At 69.0% G+C, this 15,716-nt stretch carries 25 protein-coding genes; 11 read left to right on the forward strand and 14 right to left on the reverse strand.

The window, feature by feature from the left end; translation table 11 throughout:
* Positions 1-42: 42 nt before the first annotated feature.
* Together BN948_RS09405 and BN948_RS09410 are read left to right on the forward strand one after the other, a co-directional pair.
* The gene (locus tag BN948_RS09405) at positions 43-1,029 is read left to right on the forward strand and encodes an alpha/beta hydrolase (RefSeq protein WP_009518599.1); all 987 of its coding nucleotides are present in this window, start codon (positions 43-45) and stop codon (positions 1,027-1,029) included.
* Position 1,030: 1 nt separating this feature from the next.
* Positions 1,031-1,900 (forward strand): YbgC/FadM family acyl-CoA thioesterase, encoded by an 870-nt coding sequence (locus BN948_RS09410; RefSeq protein ID WP_009518598.1) that lies wholly within the window; start codon positions 1,031-1,033, stop codon positions 1,898-1,900.
* Here the strand turns inward: BN948_RS09410 and BN948_RS09415 are convergent.
* Together BN948_RS09415 and ygfZ are read right to left on the reverse strand one after the other, a co-directional pair.
* Positions 1,887-2,708: an NRDE family protein gene (locus BN948_RS09415; RefSeq protein WP_009518597.1), complete on the reverse strand. Its 822-nt coding sequence runs from the start codon at positions 2,706-2,708 to the stop codon at positions 1,887-1,889. The genes BN948_RS09410 and BN948_RS09415 overlap by 14 nt on opposite strands.
* 1 nt (position 2,709) lies before the next feature.
* A complete protein-coding gene (gene ygfZ / locus BN948_RS09420; RefSeq protein WP_009518596.1) occupies positions 2,710-3,624 on the reverse strand; it encodes a CAF17-like 4Fe-4S cluster assembly/insertion protein YgfZ in 915 nt (304 codons plus the stop codon).
* A gap of 76 nt (positions 3,625-3,700) precedes the next feature.
* On the opposite strand from ygfZ, the gene mltG reads away from it, so the two are divergent.
* The 8 genes from mltG (at position 3,701) to BN948_RS09460 (ending at position 10,692) form a co-directional block, all read left to right on the forward strand.
* The gene (gene mltG, locus BN948_RS09425; RefSeq protein ID WP_009518595.1) at positions 3,701-4,708 is read left to right on the forward strand and encodes an endolytic transglycosylase MltG; all 1,008 of its coding nucleotides are present in this window, start codon (positions 3,701-3,703) and stop codon (positions 4,706-4,708) included.
* 5 nt (positions 4,709-4,713) lie between these two features.
* Positions 4,714-5,352 carry a dTMP kinase gene (gene tmk, locus BN948_RS09430; protein ID WP_035621428.1) on the forward strand — a complete coding sequence of 213 codons (639 nt, stop codon included), beginning with the start codon at positions 4,714-4,716 and terminating at the stop codon, positions 5,350-5,352.
* Positions 5,353-5,518: 166 nt separating this feature from the next.
* Positions 5,519-6,526, forward strand: coding sequence for a DNA polymerase III subunit delta' (locus BN948_RS09435; protein ID WP_009518593.1), 1,008 nt, complete (start codon positions 5,519-5,521; stop codon positions 6,524-6,526).
* A gap of 95 nt (positions 6,527-6,621) precedes the next feature.
* Positions 6,622-6,993, forward strand: coding sequence for a PilZ domain-containing protein (locus BN948_RS09440; protein ID WP_009518592.1), 372 nt, complete (start codon positions 6,622-6,624; stop codon positions 6,991-6,993).
* 73 nt (positions 6,994-7,066) lie between these two features.
* Complete coding sequence (locus BN948_RS09445; RefSeq protein WP_009518591.1) at positions 7,067-7,873, forward strand: TatD family hydrolase; 807 nt, start codon at positions 7,067-7,069, stop codon at positions 7,871-7,873.
* 23 nt (positions 7,874-7,896) lie between these two features.
* The gene (locus tag BN948_RS09450; protein ID WP_009518590.1) at positions 7,897-8,565 is read left to right on the forward strand and encodes an ankyrin repeat domain-containing protein; all 669 of its coding nucleotides are present in this window, start codon (positions 7,897-7,899) and stop codon (positions 8,563-8,565) included.
* A gap of 108 nt (positions 8,566-8,673) precedes the next feature.
* Positions 8,674-9,159, forward strand: coding sequence for a tripartite tricarboxylate transporter TctB family protein (locus BN948_RS09455; protein WP_009518589.1), 486 nt, complete (start codon positions 8,674-8,676; stop codon positions 9,157-9,159).
* Positions 9,160-9,180: 21 nt separating this feature from the next.
* Positions 9,181-10,692, forward strand: a complete 1,512-nt coding sequence (locus BN948_RS09460) for a tripartite tricarboxylate transporter permease (protein WP_009518588.1) — start codon at positions 9,181-9,183, stop codon at positions 10,690-10,692.
* An 89-nt stretch (positions 10,693-10,781) separates the two neighbouring features.
* Here BN948_RS09460 and BN948_RS26590 read toward each other — a convergent pair whose 3' ends face one another.
* The gene (locus tag BN948_RS26590; RefSeq protein WP_138820236.1) at positions 10,782-11,009 is read right to left on the reverse strand and encodes a hypothetical protein; all 228 of its coding nucleotides are present in this window, start codon (positions 11,007-11,009) and stop codon (positions 10,782-10,784) included.
* 74 nt (positions 11,010-11,083) lie between these two features.
* Complete coding sequence (locus BN948_RS09465) at positions 11,084-11,530, reverse strand: hypothetical protein (protein ID WP_009518587.1); 447 nt, start codon at positions 11,528-11,530, stop codon at positions 11,084-11,086.
* A 328-nt stretch (positions 11,531-11,858) separates the two neighbouring features.
* On the opposite strand from BN948_RS09465, the gene BN948_RS09470 reads away from it, so the two are divergent.
* On the forward strand, positions 11,859-12,212 hold the full coding sequence (locus BN948_RS09470) for a hypothetical protein (RefSeq protein WP_035621359.1): 354 nt from the start codon (positions 11,859-11,861) through the stop codon (positions 12,210-12,212).
* Between the two features lie 119 nt (positions 12,213-12,331).
* On the opposite strand, the gene BN948_RS26595 is transcribed toward BN948_RS09470, so the two are convergent.
* Genes BN948_RS26595 through BN948_RS09505 form a run of 10 tightly spaced genes read right to left on the reverse strand, consistent with a single transcriptional unit; the run spans position 12,332 to position 15,713 of the window.
* Positions 12,332-12,496: a hypothetical protein gene (locus BN948_RS26595; protein ID WP_156037834.1), complete on the reverse strand. Its 165-nt coding sequence runs from the start codon at positions 12,494-12,496 to the stop codon at positions 12,332-12,334.
* On the reverse strand, positions 12,493-12,636 hold the full coding sequence (locus BN948_RS26600) for a hypothetical protein (RefSeq protein WP_156037835.1): 144 nt from the start codon (positions 12,634-12,636) through the stop codon (positions 12,493-12,495). The genes BN948_RS26595 and BN948_RS26600 overlap by 4 nt, the downstream gene beginning before the upstream one ends.
* On the reverse strand, positions 12,633-12,800 hold the full coding sequence (locus BN948_RS26605; protein ID WP_156037836.1) for a hypothetical protein: 168 nt from the start codon (positions 12,798-12,800) through the stop codon (positions 12,633-12,635). The genes BN948_RS26600 and BN948_RS26605 overlap by 4 nt, the downstream gene beginning before the upstream one ends.
* A gap of 3 nt (positions 12,801-12,803) precedes the next feature.
* On the reverse strand, positions 12,804-13,085 hold the full coding sequence (locus BN948_RS09475; protein ID WP_138820234.1) for a hypothetical protein: 282 nt from the start codon (positions 13,083-13,085) through the stop codon (positions 12,804-12,806).
* A gap of 10 nt (positions 13,086-13,095) precedes the next feature.
* Complete coding sequence (locus BN948_RS09480; RefSeq protein WP_035621363.1) at positions 13,096-13,362, reverse strand: hypothetical protein; 267 nt, start codon at positions 13,360-13,362, stop codon at positions 13,096-13,098.
* 8 nt (positions 13,363-13,370) lie between these two features.
* Complete coding sequence (locus BN948_RS27260; RefSeq protein WP_238327229.1) at positions 13,371-14,036, reverse strand: glycoside hydrolase family 24 protein; 666 nt, start codon at positions 14,034-14,036, stop codon at positions 13,371-13,373.
* 3 nt (positions 14,037-14,039) lie between these two features.
* Positions 14,040-14,723 (reverse strand): hypothetical protein, encoded by a 684-nt coding sequence (locus tag BN948_RS09490; protein ID WP_035621366.1) that lies wholly within the window; start codon positions 14,721-14,723, stop codon positions 14,040-14,042.
* A 2-nt stretch (positions 14,724-14,725) separates the two neighbouring features.
* Positions 14,726-15,142: a hypothetical protein gene (locus BN948_RS09495; RefSeq protein WP_035621369.1), complete on the reverse strand. Its 417-nt coding sequence runs from the start codon at positions 15,140-15,142 to the stop codon at positions 14,726-14,728.
* Positions 15,139-15,516: a hypothetical protein gene (locus BN948_RS09500; RefSeq protein ID WP_035621370.1), complete on the reverse strand. Its 378-nt coding sequence runs from the start codon at positions 15,514-15,516 to the stop codon at positions 15,139-15,141. The genes BN948_RS09495 and BN948_RS09500 overlap by 4 nt, the downstream gene beginning before the upstream one ends.
* A complete protein-coding gene (locus tag BN948_RS09505; protein WP_035621372.1) occupies positions 15,513-15,713 on the reverse strand; it encodes a hypothetical protein in 201 nt (66 codons plus the stop codon). The genes BN948_RS09500 and BN948_RS09505 overlap by 4 nt, the downstream gene beginning before the upstream one ends.
* Positions 15,714-15,716: the final 3 nt, after the last annotated feature.

Genomic DNA, 15,716 nt, shown 5'->3' on the forward strand with positions numbered 1-15,716 from the left:
ACGCGCCGCGTTTGCGCGGTCGCCGAGCCGACAAGCCCACCCATGTCCCACCACCCCGATCCGCGCGCGCGGCTGACGCCGGCGATGCGCGGCGTGATCGACCGCATCGCGCGCGCCGGCCACCCCCCGTTCCATGCGCTCACCCCCGAGCAGGCGCGCCAGGCCTATGCGGCCGGTGCGGGCGTGCTGGAAGTGTCGCCCCCTGCGATGGCCCGCACGCAGGACCTGCGCATTCGCACGCGCGATGGCGCCGAACTGCCCGCGCGCCTGTACCTGCCGATCGAGGCGGACGGCCTGCCGGTGCTGCTCTACTTCCACGGCGGCGGTTTCACCATCGGCAGCATCGCCACGCACGAGCCGCTGTGCCGAACGCTGGCGCGCCTGGCGGGCTGCGCGGTGCTGTCGGTGGACTACCGGCTGGCGCCCGAGCGCAAGTTCCCCGGCGCGGTGCACGACGCCTGGGACAGCCTGGCCTGGCTGCGCGCCGAAGCCAGCGCCCTCGGCCTGGACGCCGCGCGCATTGCCGTGGGTGGCGACAGCGCGGGTGGCACGCTGGCCATCGCGACCGCGCTGCAGGCGCGCGACGCGGGCTGGCCGCTGGCGCTGCAACTGCTGTTCTACCCGGGTTGCGCGGGCCACCAGGACACGCCCTCGCACCGCACCTACGCGCACGGTTTCATCCTGGACGAGCCGAGCATCAGCTACTTCTTCGGCCACTACTTGCGCAGCCCGGCAGACCGCGACGACTGGCGCTTTGCGCCACTGGACGGGCGCGACGAGCAGGGTGAACTGAAAGACCTGGACGGCGCGGCCCCGGTGTGGATGGGTTTGGCCGAGTGCGACCCGCTGGTGGACGAGGGCGTGGCCTTCGGCGACCGCTTGCGCCTGGCGGGCGTGCCGGTGGATCTGGAAATCTACGCCGGCGTGGTGCACAACTTCGTGCAGTTCGGCCGCGCCATACCCGAGGCGCGCACCGCGCACCAGCACGCCGCGAAGGCCTTGAAGAACGCTTTTGGAGGAGATGACTGACATGACCACCCGACTGACCCGCGACGACTTCCGCTTCTTCCACCGCCTGCGCGTGCGCTGGGCCGAGGTGGACATGCAGAAGATCGTGTTCAACGCGCACTACCTGATGTACTTCGACACCGCCATCAGCGACTACTGGCGCGCGCTGGCGTTGCCGTACGAGGAGTCCATGCACTCGCTGGACGGCGACCTGTACGTGGTGAAGGCCACGGTGGAGTACCACGCCTCGGCCCGCGCCGACGAGCAGATCGACGTGGCGATGAAGTGCAGCCGCGTGGGCACCAGCTCCATGGCCTTCACGGGCGCCATCTTCCGGGGCGACGAGCACCTGATCACCGGCGAGATCGTCTACGTGTTCGCCGACCCGGCGACGCAGCGCTCGCGCCCCGTGCCGCAGGCGCTGCGCGACATCCTGCTGGGCCACGAGGCGGGCGAGGACATGTTGGACCTGCGCGTGGGCGGCTGGGACGAGTTGGGCGAGGGCGCCCGGCAACTGCGCGCCGAGGTTTTCGTGCAGGAGCAGGGCATTCCGCTGGAACTGGAGATGGACGAGGCCGACGCGACGGCGGTGCACGCGGTAGCGCGCAACCGCCTGGGCCGCGTGGTGGCCACGGGCCGGCTGCTGCGCGGCGAGCCCGGCGTGGGCAAGATCGGCCGCATGGCGGTGCACCGCGTGTTGCGGGGCGGCAGCCTGGGCCGGCGGGTGCTGTTCGCGCTGATGGACGCGGCCCGCGCGCGCGGCGACCGCGAGGTGGTGCTGAACGCGCAGCGCAGCGCGGTGGGCTTCTACGCCCGCCTGGGGTTTGCCACGCGCGGAGAGCCGTACGAGGAGGCCGGCATCCCGCACCAGACCATGGTCAAGGCACTCTGATCCGCTCTTGCCGGTGCGCGTGCGCGGACAGCGCGGGCGTGCCAGCGGCACCGTCGTGCGTCCACTCGTCGATGCGCAGCTCGCCGTCGGCGCCCAGGCGCAGCAGGGTGGAGCTGCGCGTGCCGTAGGCGTGGTCGGGCCAGCGCACGAAGGGGCTGGAGAGCACGCGCTCCACCTCGTCGGGCACGCCGGTGCGCGGCAGGTCGGCGTCGGCCGCGAGCGTGGTGTCGATGAGCGCGCCGGTGAGCGATGCGGGCTGTTCGTCACTGCTTTTCAGCGCATCGCCCAGGGCTTGGGCGAGCCGGCGCGCCTTGGGCCAGGGCGTGTTCAGGGTGGCGTTGGACAGGGTGTGCACGCCGGGCGCAATGGCCCGCCAGTGCCGCTCGGGCGCCTGCTCGGCGTGCGGCGCGTCGGGGCGGCGGTTGCCGATCCAGGCCCATTCGCCCCGGCGCAGGTCGCCCACCACCAGGTTGAAGCCGGCGTAGGCGGCGGGATCCAGGGTGTCGACGAAGCCGGTGCTGTCGGTGTCGCTCTGCAGCCAGCGCGAGACCAGTTCGCCCCGGCTGCGGCCACGGTGCTCGGCGCCGGGCTGGCGCACATTGGTGAGCCAGGCGATGCGCCCGGTCGGGCCCAGGCCCAGCCAGGTGCCGCCGTCGCGCAGGTCACGCCCGCCGATGACGGGGGTGCCGTCGTCCAGCGCCCAGCGGTGCAGCGCGGCCGTGGGGCGGGCCCAGTACTCGTCGCGGTTGGCGGCCACCAGCAGGGGCACGCCGGGCGCGGCGTCGATCGCGAAGGCGATCAGGCACATCTCAGATGTCGTCGAGCAGGGGGTAGGGCAGCGGCAGCAGGTGCAGCGTGGCCTCGCCCGCGCGCAACGGGGCGCCGTCGGCCGAGCCGGTCTGCATGGAGACGATGGCGTCCCAGCCAGCTTGCGGGTTGGGCGCGGCCTGCACCACGGTGCCGGTGGGTTGCTCGGCGTCGCTGGCGTGGAAGACTTCCTGGCCGGCCTGCAGGGGCGCGTCGGCGTGCGCCAGGTAGGCGCGGCGCTTGAGCGTGCCGCGGAACTGGCTGCGCGCCACCACCTCTTGGCCGGGGTAGCAGCCCTTCTTGAAGTTCACGCCGCCCACCGATTCGTAGTTGAGCATCTGCGGCACGAAGGCCTCGACCACGGGCTGGCTCAGGGTGGCCACGCCGCTGATCACCTCCAGCCAGTCCCATTGCGCTTCGGTGAGCGCGGGGGCAGCGGGCGCCGCGTCGGGCGGCCCCACCCACAGGGCGCGCGGGGTGGCCCCGGCGGGGTACAGGCGGACCACGCTGACGTCGCCTTCGGCCAGGTGGCTCCAGGGCGTGGTGCCGAGCCCGGCGGGCACCGCGTCGCCGGCCAGGCCACGCAGCGCGAACTCGTCGCTGGCGTCGCGCAGTTTCACCTTGGCGCGCAGCACGAACATCTGCAGGCGCTTGAGCGTGGCGGGCAGCAGGTCGCGGCGGCAGACGAGCAGGATGCGGTCGTGCGCGCGCTTGAAGGCGACGAAGCTGGCCAGCATGCGCCCCTTGGCGGTGCACAAGGCGGCCAGGCGCGCCTCGCTCACGCCGAGCAGGGCGAAGTCCTGCGTGAGCTGGCTGTGGAGGAAGGACGCGGCCTCGTCACCTTCGGCGGCGATCACGCCGAGCGAGGGCAGGGGGGCCGCACCGTGCAGGGAGGTGGGGGAAGTGTCTTGGGACATGCGCGCTGAATTATCATGGTCCGTCTGTCGCGCCGTCGCCGCCCGGCGCCTTCTCCCTGTCCCTAGCAAGCCTTCAATGCGCCTGTTCAAGAACCTGGTGGTCGTCCCCCTGCTGCTCCTGGGCCTGGCCTATATGGCCGCCCACTGGTGGGTCCACCATCCCCTGAGCCTGCCGGCCACGGCCAGCGACAGCGCGCCGCTCGAATTCGAGATCCCGGCGGGCACGTCCGCGCGCGGCGCGGCCAACCGCATCGAAGCCGCTGGCGTGCGGGCGCCTGCCGCGCTGCTGTACGCCTGGTTCCGCCTCTCCGGCGAGTCGCGGGGCATCAAGGCCGGGGTCTACGAAATCGCCCCGGGCACCACGCCGCGCGGCCTGCTGAGCAAGCTGGTGCGCGGTGAGCAGGCCATGGTCAATGCCCAGATCATCGAGGGCTGGACCGCGCGCCAGGCCATCGACGCGCTGCGACGCTCGCCCGACCTGACGCAGGACCTGGAAGGCCTCAGCCTGGAGCAGACCATGGAGCGCATCGGCTACCCGGGCCAGCACATCGAAGGCCGCTTCTTCCCCGACACCTACCGCGTCACCAAGCGCACGCCCGTGTCCACCGTGCTGCGCCAGGCCGCTCGCGCCATGGACGAGCGCCTGGCCGAGGCCTGGGCGCAGCGCGACCCTGGCGTGCCGCTGCAGTCACCCGAAGAGGCGCTGATCCTCGCCAGCATCGTCGAGAAGGAAACCGGCCAGCCGGCAGACCGCGGGCGCATTGCCGGCGTGTTCGCCAACCGGCTGCGCATCGGCATGCGGCTGCAGACCGACCCGAGCGTGATCTATGGCCTGGGCGACGCCTTCAACGGCAACTTGCGCCGTACGCACCTTGACACCGACACGCCCTACAACACCTACACGCGCGCCGGCCTGCCGCCCACGCCCATCGCGCTGCCGGGCATGGCGTCCATCATGGCGGCCGTGCAGCCGGCCCGCACCAACGCCATGTACTTCGTCTCGCGCGGCGACGGCTCCAGCCATTTCAGCGCCACGCTCAACGAGCACAACGCCGCCGTGCGCCGCTTCATCCTGCGCCGCTGATGCCCATGTCGTCCACCGGTCTGTTCATCAGCTTCGAAGGCATCGACGGTGCGGGCAAGTCCACGCACATCGACATGCTGGCCAAGGCCTTCGACGCCGCCGGCCGGCGCGTGGTGCTCACGCGCGAGCCGGGCGGCACGCCACTGGCCGAGAAGCTGCGCAGCCTGGTGCTCAACGACCCGATGGACCCGCTGAGCGAGTCGCTGCTGATGTTCGCCGCGCGGCGCGATCACCTGCAGCGGGTGATCGAGCCCGCATTGGCGCGAGGCGATGTGGTGCTGTGCGACCGATTCACGGACGCCACTTTCGCCTACCAGGGCCACGGGCGCGGTTTCGACCTGGCCGTGCTCGGTCAGCTCGAGCGCTGGGTGCAGGCCAGCACCGACGGCGGCCTGCGCCAGCCCGACCTGACCCTGTGGTTCGACCTGCCGGCGGCGGTGGCGGCCGAGCGCCTGGCCGGCGCCCGCGTGCCCGACCGCTTCGAGGCGCAACCGCAGGCCTTCTTCGAGCGCGTGAGCGAAGGTTACGCGGCGCGTGCCCAGGCCGAGCCCGCGCGCTTCGTGCGCATCGACGCGAACCAGCCGCGCGAGCGCGTGGCGGCGATGGTTCGCCAGGCCTTCGAGCAACGCGGTTGGCTGGCATGAAGGCCCCCACGCTCCACCGCTGCGCGGGTCGCGAGGCCTTGCAGGCCGCGACGCTGCCGGAGTCAGCGTCTCTTCGCCCGACCAAGCCTGCGCAGGCAGGCTTGGAGCCGCGGGGCTCAGCCCCGAAGGGGCTGATTCGCCTTGGGGCGGCCGTGCGCCGAATCCCATGAGCGACACCGCGCTGGCCCCCTGGCTGCAACGCCAGTTGCAATCGCTGCTGACCTGGCGTACCCACGCCGTGCTGCTGGCCGGTCCTTCGGGTCTGGGTCAGTACGAACTGGGCCTGGCCCTGGCGCGTGCCTGGCTGTGCGAACGCCCCCAACCCACCGGCGCCTGCGGCCAATGCCCCAGTTGCCACGCCATCGACGTGCGCACGCACGCCGACCTGTGCGTGCTGATGCCCGAGACCCTGAGCCTGGAGCTGGCCTGGCCGCTGGACGAATCGACCCAGCGCGAACTCGACGACAAGAAGCGCAAGCCCAGCAAGGCCATCCGTGTGGAGGCCGCGCGCCAGGCCGTGGCATTCACCCAGACCACCAGCGCTCGCGGCGGCACGCAAGTGGTGCTGGTCTATCCGGCCGAGCGGCTCAACGTCGAGTCCGCGAACACCCTGCTGAAGACGCTGGAAGAACCCAGCCCGAGCGTGCGCTTCGTGCTCGCCACCGAGGCCGCGCACCTGCTCCTGCCCACCATCCGCAGCCGCTGCCAGACGCACACCCTGCAGTGGCCCGACGAGGCCGAGGCCTTGCCCTGGCTGCAGGCGGCCGCCGAGACGACGCCCGCCGCCGCCCAGGCTTGGTGGCGCGCCTCCGGTGGCCGGCCCGACGAAGCCCTGGCCCTGTCGCGTCGCGGGTTCACCCCGGAGCAATGGGCCGGTTTGCCGCAGGCTCTGGCGCGCGGCGACTGGAAGGTGCTGGGCGAACAGGCGCCGGCGCAGCAACTCGACGTGTTGCAAAAGCTCTGCCACGACCTCATGGCCCGAGCGGCCGGTGCGGCGCCGCGCTTCTTCCCGGCCGAGCAGTTGCCACCGTCGCCACCCTGGCGCGTGCTGGCGCGCTGGTCGGACGAACTCACGCAGGCGGCCCGCAGCGTGGAGCACCCCTACCAGGCCGGGCTGCTGCAGGAGGCCTGGGCGGCGCGGGCGCGTCAGGCCCTGGCGACCGCTGGTCGCTGAAGTGCAACCGGCTGCATCGCCACGCTGAAAACTGCACGACCGCCGCGCTCTGTTATCGGCCTTTCGGCCGTGCCCCTGCCCCTACACTCGACCGCATGAGCACCAACCCGTCCACCACCGGCGCCGCCGCGCGGCCCAGCGTCATCCAGCTCTCGATCAAGGAAAAGGCCGCGCTCTATGCCGCCTACGTGCCCCTGTTCGCCGACGGTGGCATCTTCATTCCCTCTTCGCGCGAGTACCGCCTGGGCGACGACGTCTACGTGCTGCTGAGCCTGCCCGACGACCCGCAGCGCTACCCGGTGGCGGGCAAGGTCGCTTGGGTCACCCCGGCCAAGGCCCAGGGTGGTCGCACGCAAGGCGTGGGCATCCGCTTCCCGGCCGACGAGAAATCGAAACAGCTCAAGCTCAAGATCGAGGAGATCCTGGGCGCCAACGTGAACTCCGAGCGCCAGACGCAGACGCTCTGATCCGGTTCGCCCCGCGAAACGCCTCACCGCCGCCCGGCCGTGGGGCGTTGTGTTTTTGGGGGATCATTGGCGGATGTTCACCGACTCGCATTGCCACCTGAATTTCCCCGAGCTGCGCGAGCAGTTCCCCGCCATCCTGCAGGCCATGGCCGACGCCCAGGTGGACCGCGCGCTGTGCATTTGCACCACGATGGAAGAGTTTGACGATGTCCACGCCCTGGCGCGTGACCATGCCCACCTGTGGGCCACCGTGGGCGTGCACCCCGACAGCGAAGACGTGATCGAGCCCTCTCTGCAGGACTTGCTCGACGGCGCGGCGCGGCCCAAGGTGGTGGGCATCGGCGAAACCGGCCTGGACTACTACCGCTTGGGTGATCGCAGCCTGGCCGACATGGAGTGGCAGCGCGAGCGCTTTCGCGTGCACATTCGCGCCGCGCGCCAGACGGGGCTGCCGTTGGTGATCCATACGCGCAGCGCCTCGGACGACACGCTGGACATCCTGCGCGAGGAGGGCGGTTTCGGCACGGGTGACGGGCGTGCGCCAGCCCGGGGCGTGTTCCACTGCTTCACCGAGACTGCGGAGGTCGCGCGCGCCGCGCTCGACCTGAATTTCTACATCTCGTTCTCGGGCATCCTGACCTTCCGCAACGCCGCCGACCTGCGCGAGACCGCGCGCCTCGTGCCGCTGGAGCGGCTGCTGATCGAAACCGACAGCCCCTACCTGGCGCCCGTTCCGCACCGGGGCAAGGTCAACACCCCGGCCCTGGTGCCGCACGTGGCCGCGCAGGTGGCCGAACTCAAGGGGCTGCCCGTCGAGGCCGTGGCCGAGGCCACCAGCCGCAACTTCGAGCGACTCTTCGATCGCGTGATGGTCGCCTGAATTTCGGGTTTTACATTAACAACATGAAAAAGCGCCTTGTTCTGAAATGCCTTCTGGCCTTGGGCGTGTGCAGCCCTGGCGCCTGGGCCAGTTCGTACGACGACTTCTTTTCCGCCATCAAGCGCAACGACCCGGACACCCTTGCCAGCCTGGCCCAACGCGGCTTCGACCTCAACACCCTGGACCCCGGCGGCCAGCACCCGCTGTACCTGGCGCTGCGCGATGAGTCCGACCGCGTGGCCATGTTCCTGCTGAGCCGGCCCGAGGTGAAGGTCGAGCACCGCAACGCCAAGGGCGAATCGCCCCTGATGATGGCCGCGCTCAAGGGCAAGCTGGAGCTCGTGCGCCGGCTCATCGATCGCAAGGCCGAGGTGAACAAGCCCGGCTGGGCACCGTTGCACTACGCCGCCACCCAGCCCGGCGAGGCCAGTCTGCCTGTGGTGCGCCTGCTGCTGGAGCACCACGCCTTCATCGACGCCCAATCGCCCAACGGCAGCACGCCGCTGATGATGGCCGCGCTCTACGGCAACCCGAAGGTGGTGCGACTCTTGCTCGACGAGGGCGCCGACACGGCGATGAAAAACGAGCAGGGGCTCAGTGCCATCGATTTCGCGCACCGGGCGGGCCGCAAGGAAACCGCTGACGCCATCGCCGCCGCCATCCGCGCCAAGCAGTCGACCGGCCGCTGGTAGACCCATGCCGCGTCAGGCTGGTGTCAGCGTAGGTGTATCCCACATGCCCGCCGCTCGGCCATGCGCGGACAATGCGCAGGTTTTTTGCATCCCCAGGAGACAGACGTCGTGAAAATAGCGAGCCAGAAGGACTTCGCGTCCGGCCTCATGTTCACCATCGTAGGCATAGCCTTCGGGGTGGGCGCCACCAACTTCGATATCGGCAGCGCGGCCCGCATGGGGCCGGGCTATTTCCCCTTGTTGCTGGGCATCCTGCTGGCCGTTCTGGGCGTCGTCATCACGCTCCAGTCGTTCGGCAGCCACATCGGCGACCAATCGCTGGGGGGCATCGCCTGGCGACCGCTGATCTTCATCCTCGGCGCCAACCTGGCCTTCGGCGCACTGCTGGTGGGCATTCCTTCCTGGGGCATTCCACACTTCGGGCTCATCGTGGCCATCTATGGCCTGGTGCTGATTTCCGGCTACGCGCGCCCGGGCCACAAGCTCAAGGAATCGGTCATTCTGGCCACGGCGCTGGCCATTGGCAGCTACGGCGCCTTCGTCTACGCCCTCAATCTGCAGTTCCCGGTTCTGCCGTGGTTCCTGGGCCACTGATCACGGAGACAAGAGAACACCATGGAATTGCTTGAACACCTCTCACTGGGCTTCAGCGTCGCCTTCACCGGGCAGAACCTGCTGTACGCCTTCGTCGGCTGCCTGCTGGGCACCCTCATCGGCGTGCTGCCGGGCCTGGGCCCGCTGGCCACCATCGCCATGCTGCTGCCCGTCACCTACGGGCTGGAGCCCGTGTCGGCGCTGATCATGTTGGCCGGCATCTACTACGGCGCCCAGTACGGTGGCTCCACCACCGCCATTCTGGTCAACCTGCCGGGCGAATCGTCCTCGGTGGTGACCGTGATCGACGGCTACCAGATGGCGCGCAAGGGCAGGGCGGGTCCCGCGCTGGCGGCCGCCGGCCTGGGCTCCTTCTTTGCAGGCTGCGTGGCCACGCTGGTGCTGGCCGCTTTCGCGCCGCCGCTCACCGAAATCGCCCTGAGCTTCGGCCCCGCCGAATACTTCTCGCTCATGGTGGTGGGCCTGATCGGCGCCGTGGTGCTGGCCTCGGGTTCGCTGATCAAGGCGCTGGCCATGATCGTGCTGGGCCTGCTCATCGGTCTCATCGGCACCGACATCAACTCGGGCGTGGCGCGTTTCTCGTTCGACATTCCCGAACTCACCGACGGCGTGAGCTTCGTGGTCATCGCCATGGGTCTGTTCGGCTACGGCGAGATCATCAGCAACCTTTCGCACGACGAGTCCAAGCGCGAGGTCTTCACCGCCAAAGTCACCGGCATCATGCCGACCGCCGAGGACTTCAAGCGCATGTTCCCCGCCGTGCTGCGTGGCACGGCCCTCGGTTCGGCCCTGGGCATCCTGCCGGGCGGCGGTTCGTTGCTGTCGGCGTTTGCTGCCTACACCATCGAGAAGAAGACCAAGCTCAAGCCGGGCGAAGTGCCGTTCGGCCAGGGCAACATCCGCGGCGTGGCCGCGCCCGAGTCGGCCAACAACGCCGGTTCGCAGACGTCGTTCATCCCGCTGCTCACGCTGGGCATTCCGCCCAACGCCGTGATGGCGCTGATGGTGGGTGCCATGACCATCCACAACATCCAGCCCGGCCCGCAGGTGATGACCAGCAACCCGGACCTGTTCTGGGGCCTGATCGCCTCGATGTGGATCGGCAACGCCATGCTGATCATCCTGAACCTGCCCCTGATCGGCATGTGGATCAAGCTGCTGACGGTGCCTTACAAATGGCTGTACCCGGCCATCGTGCTGTTCTGCGCCATTGGCGTGTACTCCACCAACAACAACAGCTTCGACATCTGGATGGTCGCGCTGTTCGGCCTCATCGGCTACATCTTCATCAAGCTCGGCTGCGAACCCGCGCCGCTGCTGCTGGGCTTGATTCTTGGCCCGATGATGGAGGAGTACCTGCGCCGCGCGCTGCTCATCTCGCGCGGTGATTGGGCCGTGTTCGTCACGCGCCCGATCTCGGCCTCGCTGCTGGTGGTCGCCGTGCTGCTCTTGATCATCGTGCTCTTGCCATCGGTGAAGAAGAAGCGGGAAGAGGCGTTCGTGGAGGAGTGATCCACCGCTACACGCGCTCTGCGTCCAAGTAAAAAAGAGCCCCCGATCGACAGATCGGGGGCTCTTTGCTTGGGCTGTGCCGAAGGCGATCAGTGATTCGGCGTGGGCTGGGCCGGGCGCAGCGGGACAGCTCGCCCACGCAGATCGATGCCAAGCTGCCTCGACAAATTGGCGACCGATTGAATGCCGGCCTCGCGGCGTTGCAACGGACTCGGCCGACTCGGCCGGCCCATCACGGCGGCCTGAACGGCGGCCTGCTGATCGACCTTGATCAATGCCGTCTTCGTCGATGCGTTCGCGGCGGGCGAGGCGGCCATTCCGATGGCCGAAGGCGGTGTATTGGGACGGTGGATTCTCATGGCGCGTGTGTTTTCGGGGCAAACAGGCAAGGTCAGGCAAAAAGGCCCAGTTCGGGAATGACGTCGCCGCATGTGCCCGACGCCGTGGGTTGGTTCACGACTTCTCGCCACAGGGTGATCTGGCTGGCCACGTCATCCAGGTAGACGGCCAGCGGCTGCGGCGCATCGGGGTCCATGGGCCAACTGGCCAGCAGTTCGTAGCGCTGATCCTGGGTCAGCGTGATGGTGGGCACAGGGATCACGCCGTGGCAGCGAAGGATGAGATCGTTGATCGAGCTGCGCTGAATGGCGTCTTTCACAAGGCCGAGTTCGGCGCGAAACAGGAACTCGGCGTGGGCAGCGTCGTACTCGACGTCGACGATGGACTCATCGGCCAATACGATCATCCAGGTCGCGTCGGTGGCTTCCCGAATGACCGCCCATACGCTTGACTGCTCAGCGGCGCGGTGAAGGCAATGCTCGACGGCTTCCAGGTTCATGCGCGGCTCCGTGGGTTCGATGTCTGACCTTCGGTGTCCTTGGGGGTATGGACAGGCGGCGTTGGGTAACGGCGTTTTGATCGAGGGTTCACGATCTGCACATCTCAAATAGTTCTACGATGTATATTATGTTAACCAGGCTGCGCGGCCGGTTGACGCTCATGCCGGTGGCCGCCTGATGCTGCGCGCGCTGCTGCACCTGGCCCGCGCCCTGGCCCTCACCCCCCTGGGCTGGTCCATCCTGGCGCTGTGCTGGGTTCTCGTCTTCGTGCTGGCGGCCGTGGCCGCCTTGTCCTAAAGCCGCGGCTCAGCCGGCCGACATCCTGTCATGTTCCGCGCGCCTTCGGCTGCTGGTCTGCCGCCCTTCGCCTGGCTGCTGCACGACCAGCAGGCGGCCCGCCCGCATGTCGCCCGGCATCTTGGCCTGTCCACACGCACGCTCGCGCGCTACGAGGCCACGCAGCAGGCGCCGCGCGCCGTCATGCTGGCGCTGTACTGGGAAAGCCGCTGGGGGCGCTCTGCGGCCGACGCCGAGGCCGCGACAGCCGCCGACGTGCACCGGGGCCATGCGCAGGCCCTGGCCAACGAAAACGCCGCCCTGCGGCGGCGTATCGCGGTGCTGGAGCGGGAATTGACCCAGGCCCAGCCCGAGGCTGCGAACTTGCCTTTCTGGCGCGCCTGATCAGCGCTTGGCCTTCGCCTTCACGATGCGCCCGCCCTTGGCGTAGCGAAAGCCCTTCTTCAAGCGGCCTTTGCCCTTGGTGGCGGCGGACTTGCTCACCGCGCGTTTCTTCGTTGCCATCACGTTGCTCCAGGTGGTTGCGCACCGTCCCACTGCCGCTTGATCCAGGCGCGCACGCCGGGCAGTTGACCGATGACGAGGGCGGCCAGCAAAGCGCCGGCCAGGACGATGACGGCCTCGCGGCCGACCTCGGGGACTGAGGGGATGATCTTGCGCACGCTCACGGCTTGCGCTCCAGATGGGCCACGCGCGTTTCCAGGCGGTCCACGTCCGCGCGCAACCAATCGAGCTTGGTGGACACCACGCCCCACATGACGGCCCCGTTCACCAGGGCCGTGACCGCGATGCTCACCAACTGGCTCACGGCTGCTTTTTCTCAGGCAGCGCGATGGCGGCCAGGCCGGTGACGCCCAGCACGACTTGCGCGATCAGGTCCATGGTGCCGGGCGGCAGGCCGAAGACGATGCCCAGGGCCGACAGGCCGGCCCAGGTCGAAGGTTCCTTGATGCGGTTCAGAAAGGCGTGCATGCGCTAGCTCCAGAGGTAGTTGAGGAAGTCCTTCGCAGGACAGGAGAACGACGCCGCCCAGGTGTTGCCCGCCTCGCGGTCAAGCTGGCATTGCGTCTTGTTGGTGGCCGGGATGCCCACCAGTTCACCGATGCCGACGACAGCGCCCGAGGCGGTGCCGTCGATGAAATCGACCGCGGCTTCACCGAGGCTTGCGCCCACGCCGCGCGCGCCGCCCTCGCGCGTCATGGCCCACACCAGCGCGAGCAGCACGGCGCCGGCACCCACGATGTAGACGGGAGACACGCGCACCACGTCAGGCCCCCGCGCCCGGCGCCTGCCAGACCATCTGCCCGTTTTGGTAGTAGTTTCCGCTGGGGTCGATGGCGACACCGTTTTCGAAGTAGCGCCACCCGTTGTTAAAGGCCTTGCCCGCCGAGTCGAAGATTTCATCGACCCAATCGAGCGGCTTGCCGGTGTCGCGCGGCGCGTTCACGCGCGGCGTGGTCTGGCTGCGCCAGATCATGTACACGGCGATGCCGGCCAGGCCGAGAACGAGCATTTCGGTGGTTTGCAGCTTCATGGTTTTCCTCAGGCGAAGGTGCCACCGGCCGAGGCGAACACGCCTCGGGCCGTGGCAAGGGAAATGACGGGTTGACCGTAGGGCGAGCCGGGCATGCTGGCCCACTCGCGGGCGATCTTCTGCAACGCCAGATCGACGCGCCCGGCCTTGGCGTCATCGAGTGCGCCGCGCGCTGCGATGCGGCCGACGATGGCGCGATCCTGGCTTGCAGGGGTGAAGTCGGTCAGACCCATGATGCGGGCCGTCTCGTCCCACGTGGACGCCAGGAACTGGCCGGCGCCGGCAGCCGTGCTGGTGATGGGCTTGCCGCCCAGCATGCGCGTGATGCGCTGGCGCGGGTGGTCGGCGAAGCTGGTGAACAGGCCACCGCCGAACAGGGTTCGATAGCCGTCTTCGCCCGCCGTGCCCTCGCCGCGGCGGATCACAGCCACCAGCGCGCGCACGTTGGGGTGCGCCACGTCGGCCGCCGTGACGGTGCGCATCTTGGAGAGGTCAAGCCGCATGGTGATGGTGTCGATGATGGTTTCGGCCGCCTCGGTCACTTCCTCGGCGATGCCCTCGCCCGCTTGCACAGCGGACGCCCACAGGTCGGCCGCCTCCTGCTCGCGGCGCATGAGCAGCCAGGCGCCGGCCGCGAGCAGGCCCGCCGACGCGATGAGGAACGCAGGTCGCATGGATCACAGCAGGGTGTACCGTGCATGGCGGAACCAGGCGCCGCCGCCCGCCGTGCTGCTGATGAAGAACAGTCCCAAGCCCGGCGCGATGCGGCGCGGCTGCTGAAGATCGATGTTGGCGATCTGCACGGACCCCGATTGAGAGAACACCGATTGCGCGATGACATCGCCGTCACCCACCCCGGTCGGCGCGGTCGCTTTCGCTACGAAGGCCTGCACGATGGTGGCGGACGACGTTGCGTCGCTTGCGCCCGCGCTCCACAGAATGGCCCCGTTGGGGTTGGCGGCGGCATTGAACACCGTCAGCGGCGTGACGGCCGCGACCGTGGCACCGGTTGACCAGTTGTGAGTCGGCAGCACGGGGCGCATGCTCTCGTCTGCCAGCAGCACCGATCCCACCACCTGAACATCCCCCACTGGCGCCTTGTCGTAGGCCACCGTGTTGCCCAGGCGCGTGACGAACTGCACCACCTGAGTCGATGCGCTGTGCAGGCGCACGCGATCAAAGGTGCCGACCTCGAATTTCTCGGCGTAGCCCTCGCCCACGTCCACGGCTTCGGCGACCTCGCGCCCTCCGCTGTAGAACTCCAGCGTCAGCGGCCCGGCCGCCTCCAAGATGCGCAGGAAGTTGCACACGCCATAGAACTCTTGCGGCACGCCGGCTTGCAGGGTGATGGTCATCGACATGGTCAGCCCTTGCGATTCACGAAGTAGAAGCCGGCCACCACCGCCACGACGACGGCCAGCACGATGATGGTTCGCTGATCGAGCGCCCCCGACTTGTCGGCCTCGGCCTGCGCGTAGGCATCGGCCACCGACTTCTGCGTTTGGCCGATGAGGCTCTGCCCCTGCGTGAAGATGTTGTGCGCCGCATCGATCAGGTCGGCGTAGCCCTCGCCCAGGTTGGCAATGGACAGGTCCACCGTATCGAGGCCGCGCGACACCAGCCCGCCGTCGGTGATCTGCACCGCGTTGCCCGCGCCGCTGATCCCCACGGAGCCCGCCGTGACGCGGTTGTCTTCGCTGGTGTTCGCGCTCTTGGAACTGCCCCCGATGCAGGGGCAGTGATGGCCCAAGGCCTTGCGCTTCAACTCGTAGACGTTCATGGCTTGATGGCCTTCACCAAAACGAACCCCGCGCCCACGGTGCGCGTGATCCGGTATCCGTGTTTCTTCGCTCGGCGCACCAGGCCACGGCGCACCGTCTGAAAGCCCACCAGGCGACAGCCGCGCGCCAGCGCCTGGCACTCCACCGCATGCAGGCCCTCGGCCGTCATGCCCTGCCCCTGCCCCGCAGCCGCGTGAATCCAGCCCACGCCGTCAACGAAGGACACCGACAGGAACAGCCGGCCGCAGGCGGTGCACAGTTCGAAGCACTCGCCGGCCGCCGCCGCGCCTTCGGGGGTTTCGACGCCCTCGGGGTCCAGGCCCGCGCAAAGCGCGAAGGCCTGCGCAGCCTGGTCCCGGGTGGTCGGCGTCATTTCTTGCGCTTGAAGTAGCTGACCGCGATCAACGCGCCGACCAGCAGCACCGCATAGGGCAGGTACTGCGCCATGTCGCCGCTGCCGCCCGTGTTCACGCCGCCAGAGCCGAAATTCACGACCCAGCCGCTGGAGTTGGCCGCCGACGAGGCGTTCGAAGGACCGCCGCCGCCTGCGCTGCCGCTGATGGGCATCATGGG

Origin of the sequence: Hydrogenophaga intermedia (assembly GCF_000723405.1) — a bacterium.
Lineage (GTDB): Bacteria > Pseudomonadota > Gammaproteobacteria > Burkholderiales > Burkholderiaceae_C > Hydrogenophaga > Hydrogenophaga intermedia.

What these genes read in the sequence shown, in the direction of transcription:
- BN948_RS09405 (WP_009518599.1), top strand. Translation starts at nt 43, where the DNA reads ATGTCCCACCACCCCGATCCGCGCGCGCGGCTGACGCCGGCGATGCGC.
- BN948_RS09410 (WP_009518598.1), top strand. Translation starts at nt 1,031, where the DNA reads ATGACCACCCGACTGACCCGCGACGACTTCCGCTTCTTCCACCGCCTG.
- BN948_RS09415 (WP_009518597.1), bottom strand. Translation starts at nt 2,708, where the DNA reads ATGTGCCTGATCGCCTTCGCGATCGACGCCGCGCCCGGCGTGCCCCTG.
- ygfZ (WP_009518596.1), bottom strand. Translation starts at nt 3,624, where the DNA reads ATGTCCCAAGACACTTCCCCCACCTCCCTGCACGGTGCGGCCCCCCTG.
- mltG (WP_009518595.1), top strand. Translation starts at nt 3,701, where the DNA reads ATGCGCCTGTTCAAGAACCTGGTGGTCGTCCCCCTGCTGCTCCTGGGC.
- tmk (WP_035621428.1), top strand. Translation starts at nt 4,714, where the DNA reads ATGTCGTCCACCGGTCTGTTCATCAGCTTCGAAGGCATCGACGGTGCG.
- BN948_RS09435 (WP_009518593.1), top strand. Translation starts at nt 5,519, where the DNA reads ATGAGCGACACCGCGCTGGCCCCCTGGCTGCAACGCCAGTTGCAATCG.
- BN948_RS09440 (WP_009518592.1), top strand. Translation starts at nt 6,622, where the DNA reads ATGAGCACCAACCCGTCCACCACCGGCGCCGCCGCGCGGCCCAGCGTC.
- BN948_RS09445 (WP_009518591.1), top strand. Translation starts at nt 7,067, where the DNA reads ATGTTCACCGACTCGCATTGCCACCTGAATTTCCCCGAGCTGCGCGAG.
- BN948_RS09450 (WP_009518590.1), top strand. Translation starts at nt 7,897, where the DNA reads ATGAAAAAGCGCCTTGTTCTGAAATGCCTTCTGGCCTTGGGCGTGTGC.
- BN948_RS09460 (WP_009518588.1), top strand. Translation starts at nt 9,181, where the DNA reads ATGGAATTGCTTGAACACCTCTCACTGGGCTTCAGCGTCGCCTTCACC.
- BN948_RS26590 (WP_138820236.1), bottom strand. Translation starts at nt 11,009, where the DNA reads ATGGCCGCCTCGCCCGCCGCGAACGCATCGACGAAGACGGCATTGATC.
- BN948_RS09465 (WP_009518587.1), bottom strand. Translation starts at nt 11,530, where the DNA reads ATGAACCTGGAAGCCGTCGAGCATTGCCTTCACCGCGCCGCTGAGCAG.
- BN948_RS09470 (WP_035621359.1), top strand. Translation starts at nt 11,859, where the DNA reads ATGTTCCGCGCGCCTTCGGCTGCTGGTCTGCCGCCCTTCGCCTGGCTG.
- BN948_RS26605 (WP_156037836.1), bottom strand. Translation starts at nt 12,800, where the DNA reads ATGCACGCCTTTCTGAACCGCATCAAGGAACCTTCGACCTGGGCCGGC.
- BN948_RS09480 (WP_035621363.1), bottom strand. Translation starts at nt 13,362, where the DNA reads ATGAAGCTGCAAACCACCGAAATGCTCGTTCTCGGCCTGGCCGGCATC.
- BN948_RS27260 (WP_238327229.1), bottom strand. Translation starts at nt 14,036, where the DNA reads ATGCGACCTGCGTTCCTCATCGCGTCGGCGGGCCTGCTCGCGGCCGGC.
- BN948_RS09490 (WP_035621366.1), bottom strand. Translation starts at nt 14,723, where the DNA reads ATGTCGATGACCATCACCCTGCAAGCCGGCGTGCCGCAAGAGTTCTAT.
- BN948_RS09495 (WP_035621369.1), bottom strand. Translation starts at nt 15,142, where the DNA reads ATGAACGTCTACGAGTTGAAGCGCAAGGCCTTGGGCCATCACTGCCCC.
- BN948_RS09500 (WP_035621370.1), bottom strand. Translation starts at nt 15,516, where the DNA reads ATGACGCCGACCACCCGGGACCAGGCTGCGCAGGCCTTCGCGCTTTGC.
- BN948_RS09505 (WP_035621372.1), bottom strand. Translation starts at nt 15,713, where the DNA reads ATGATGCCCATCAGCGGCAGCGCAGGCGGCGGCGGTCCTTCGAACGCC.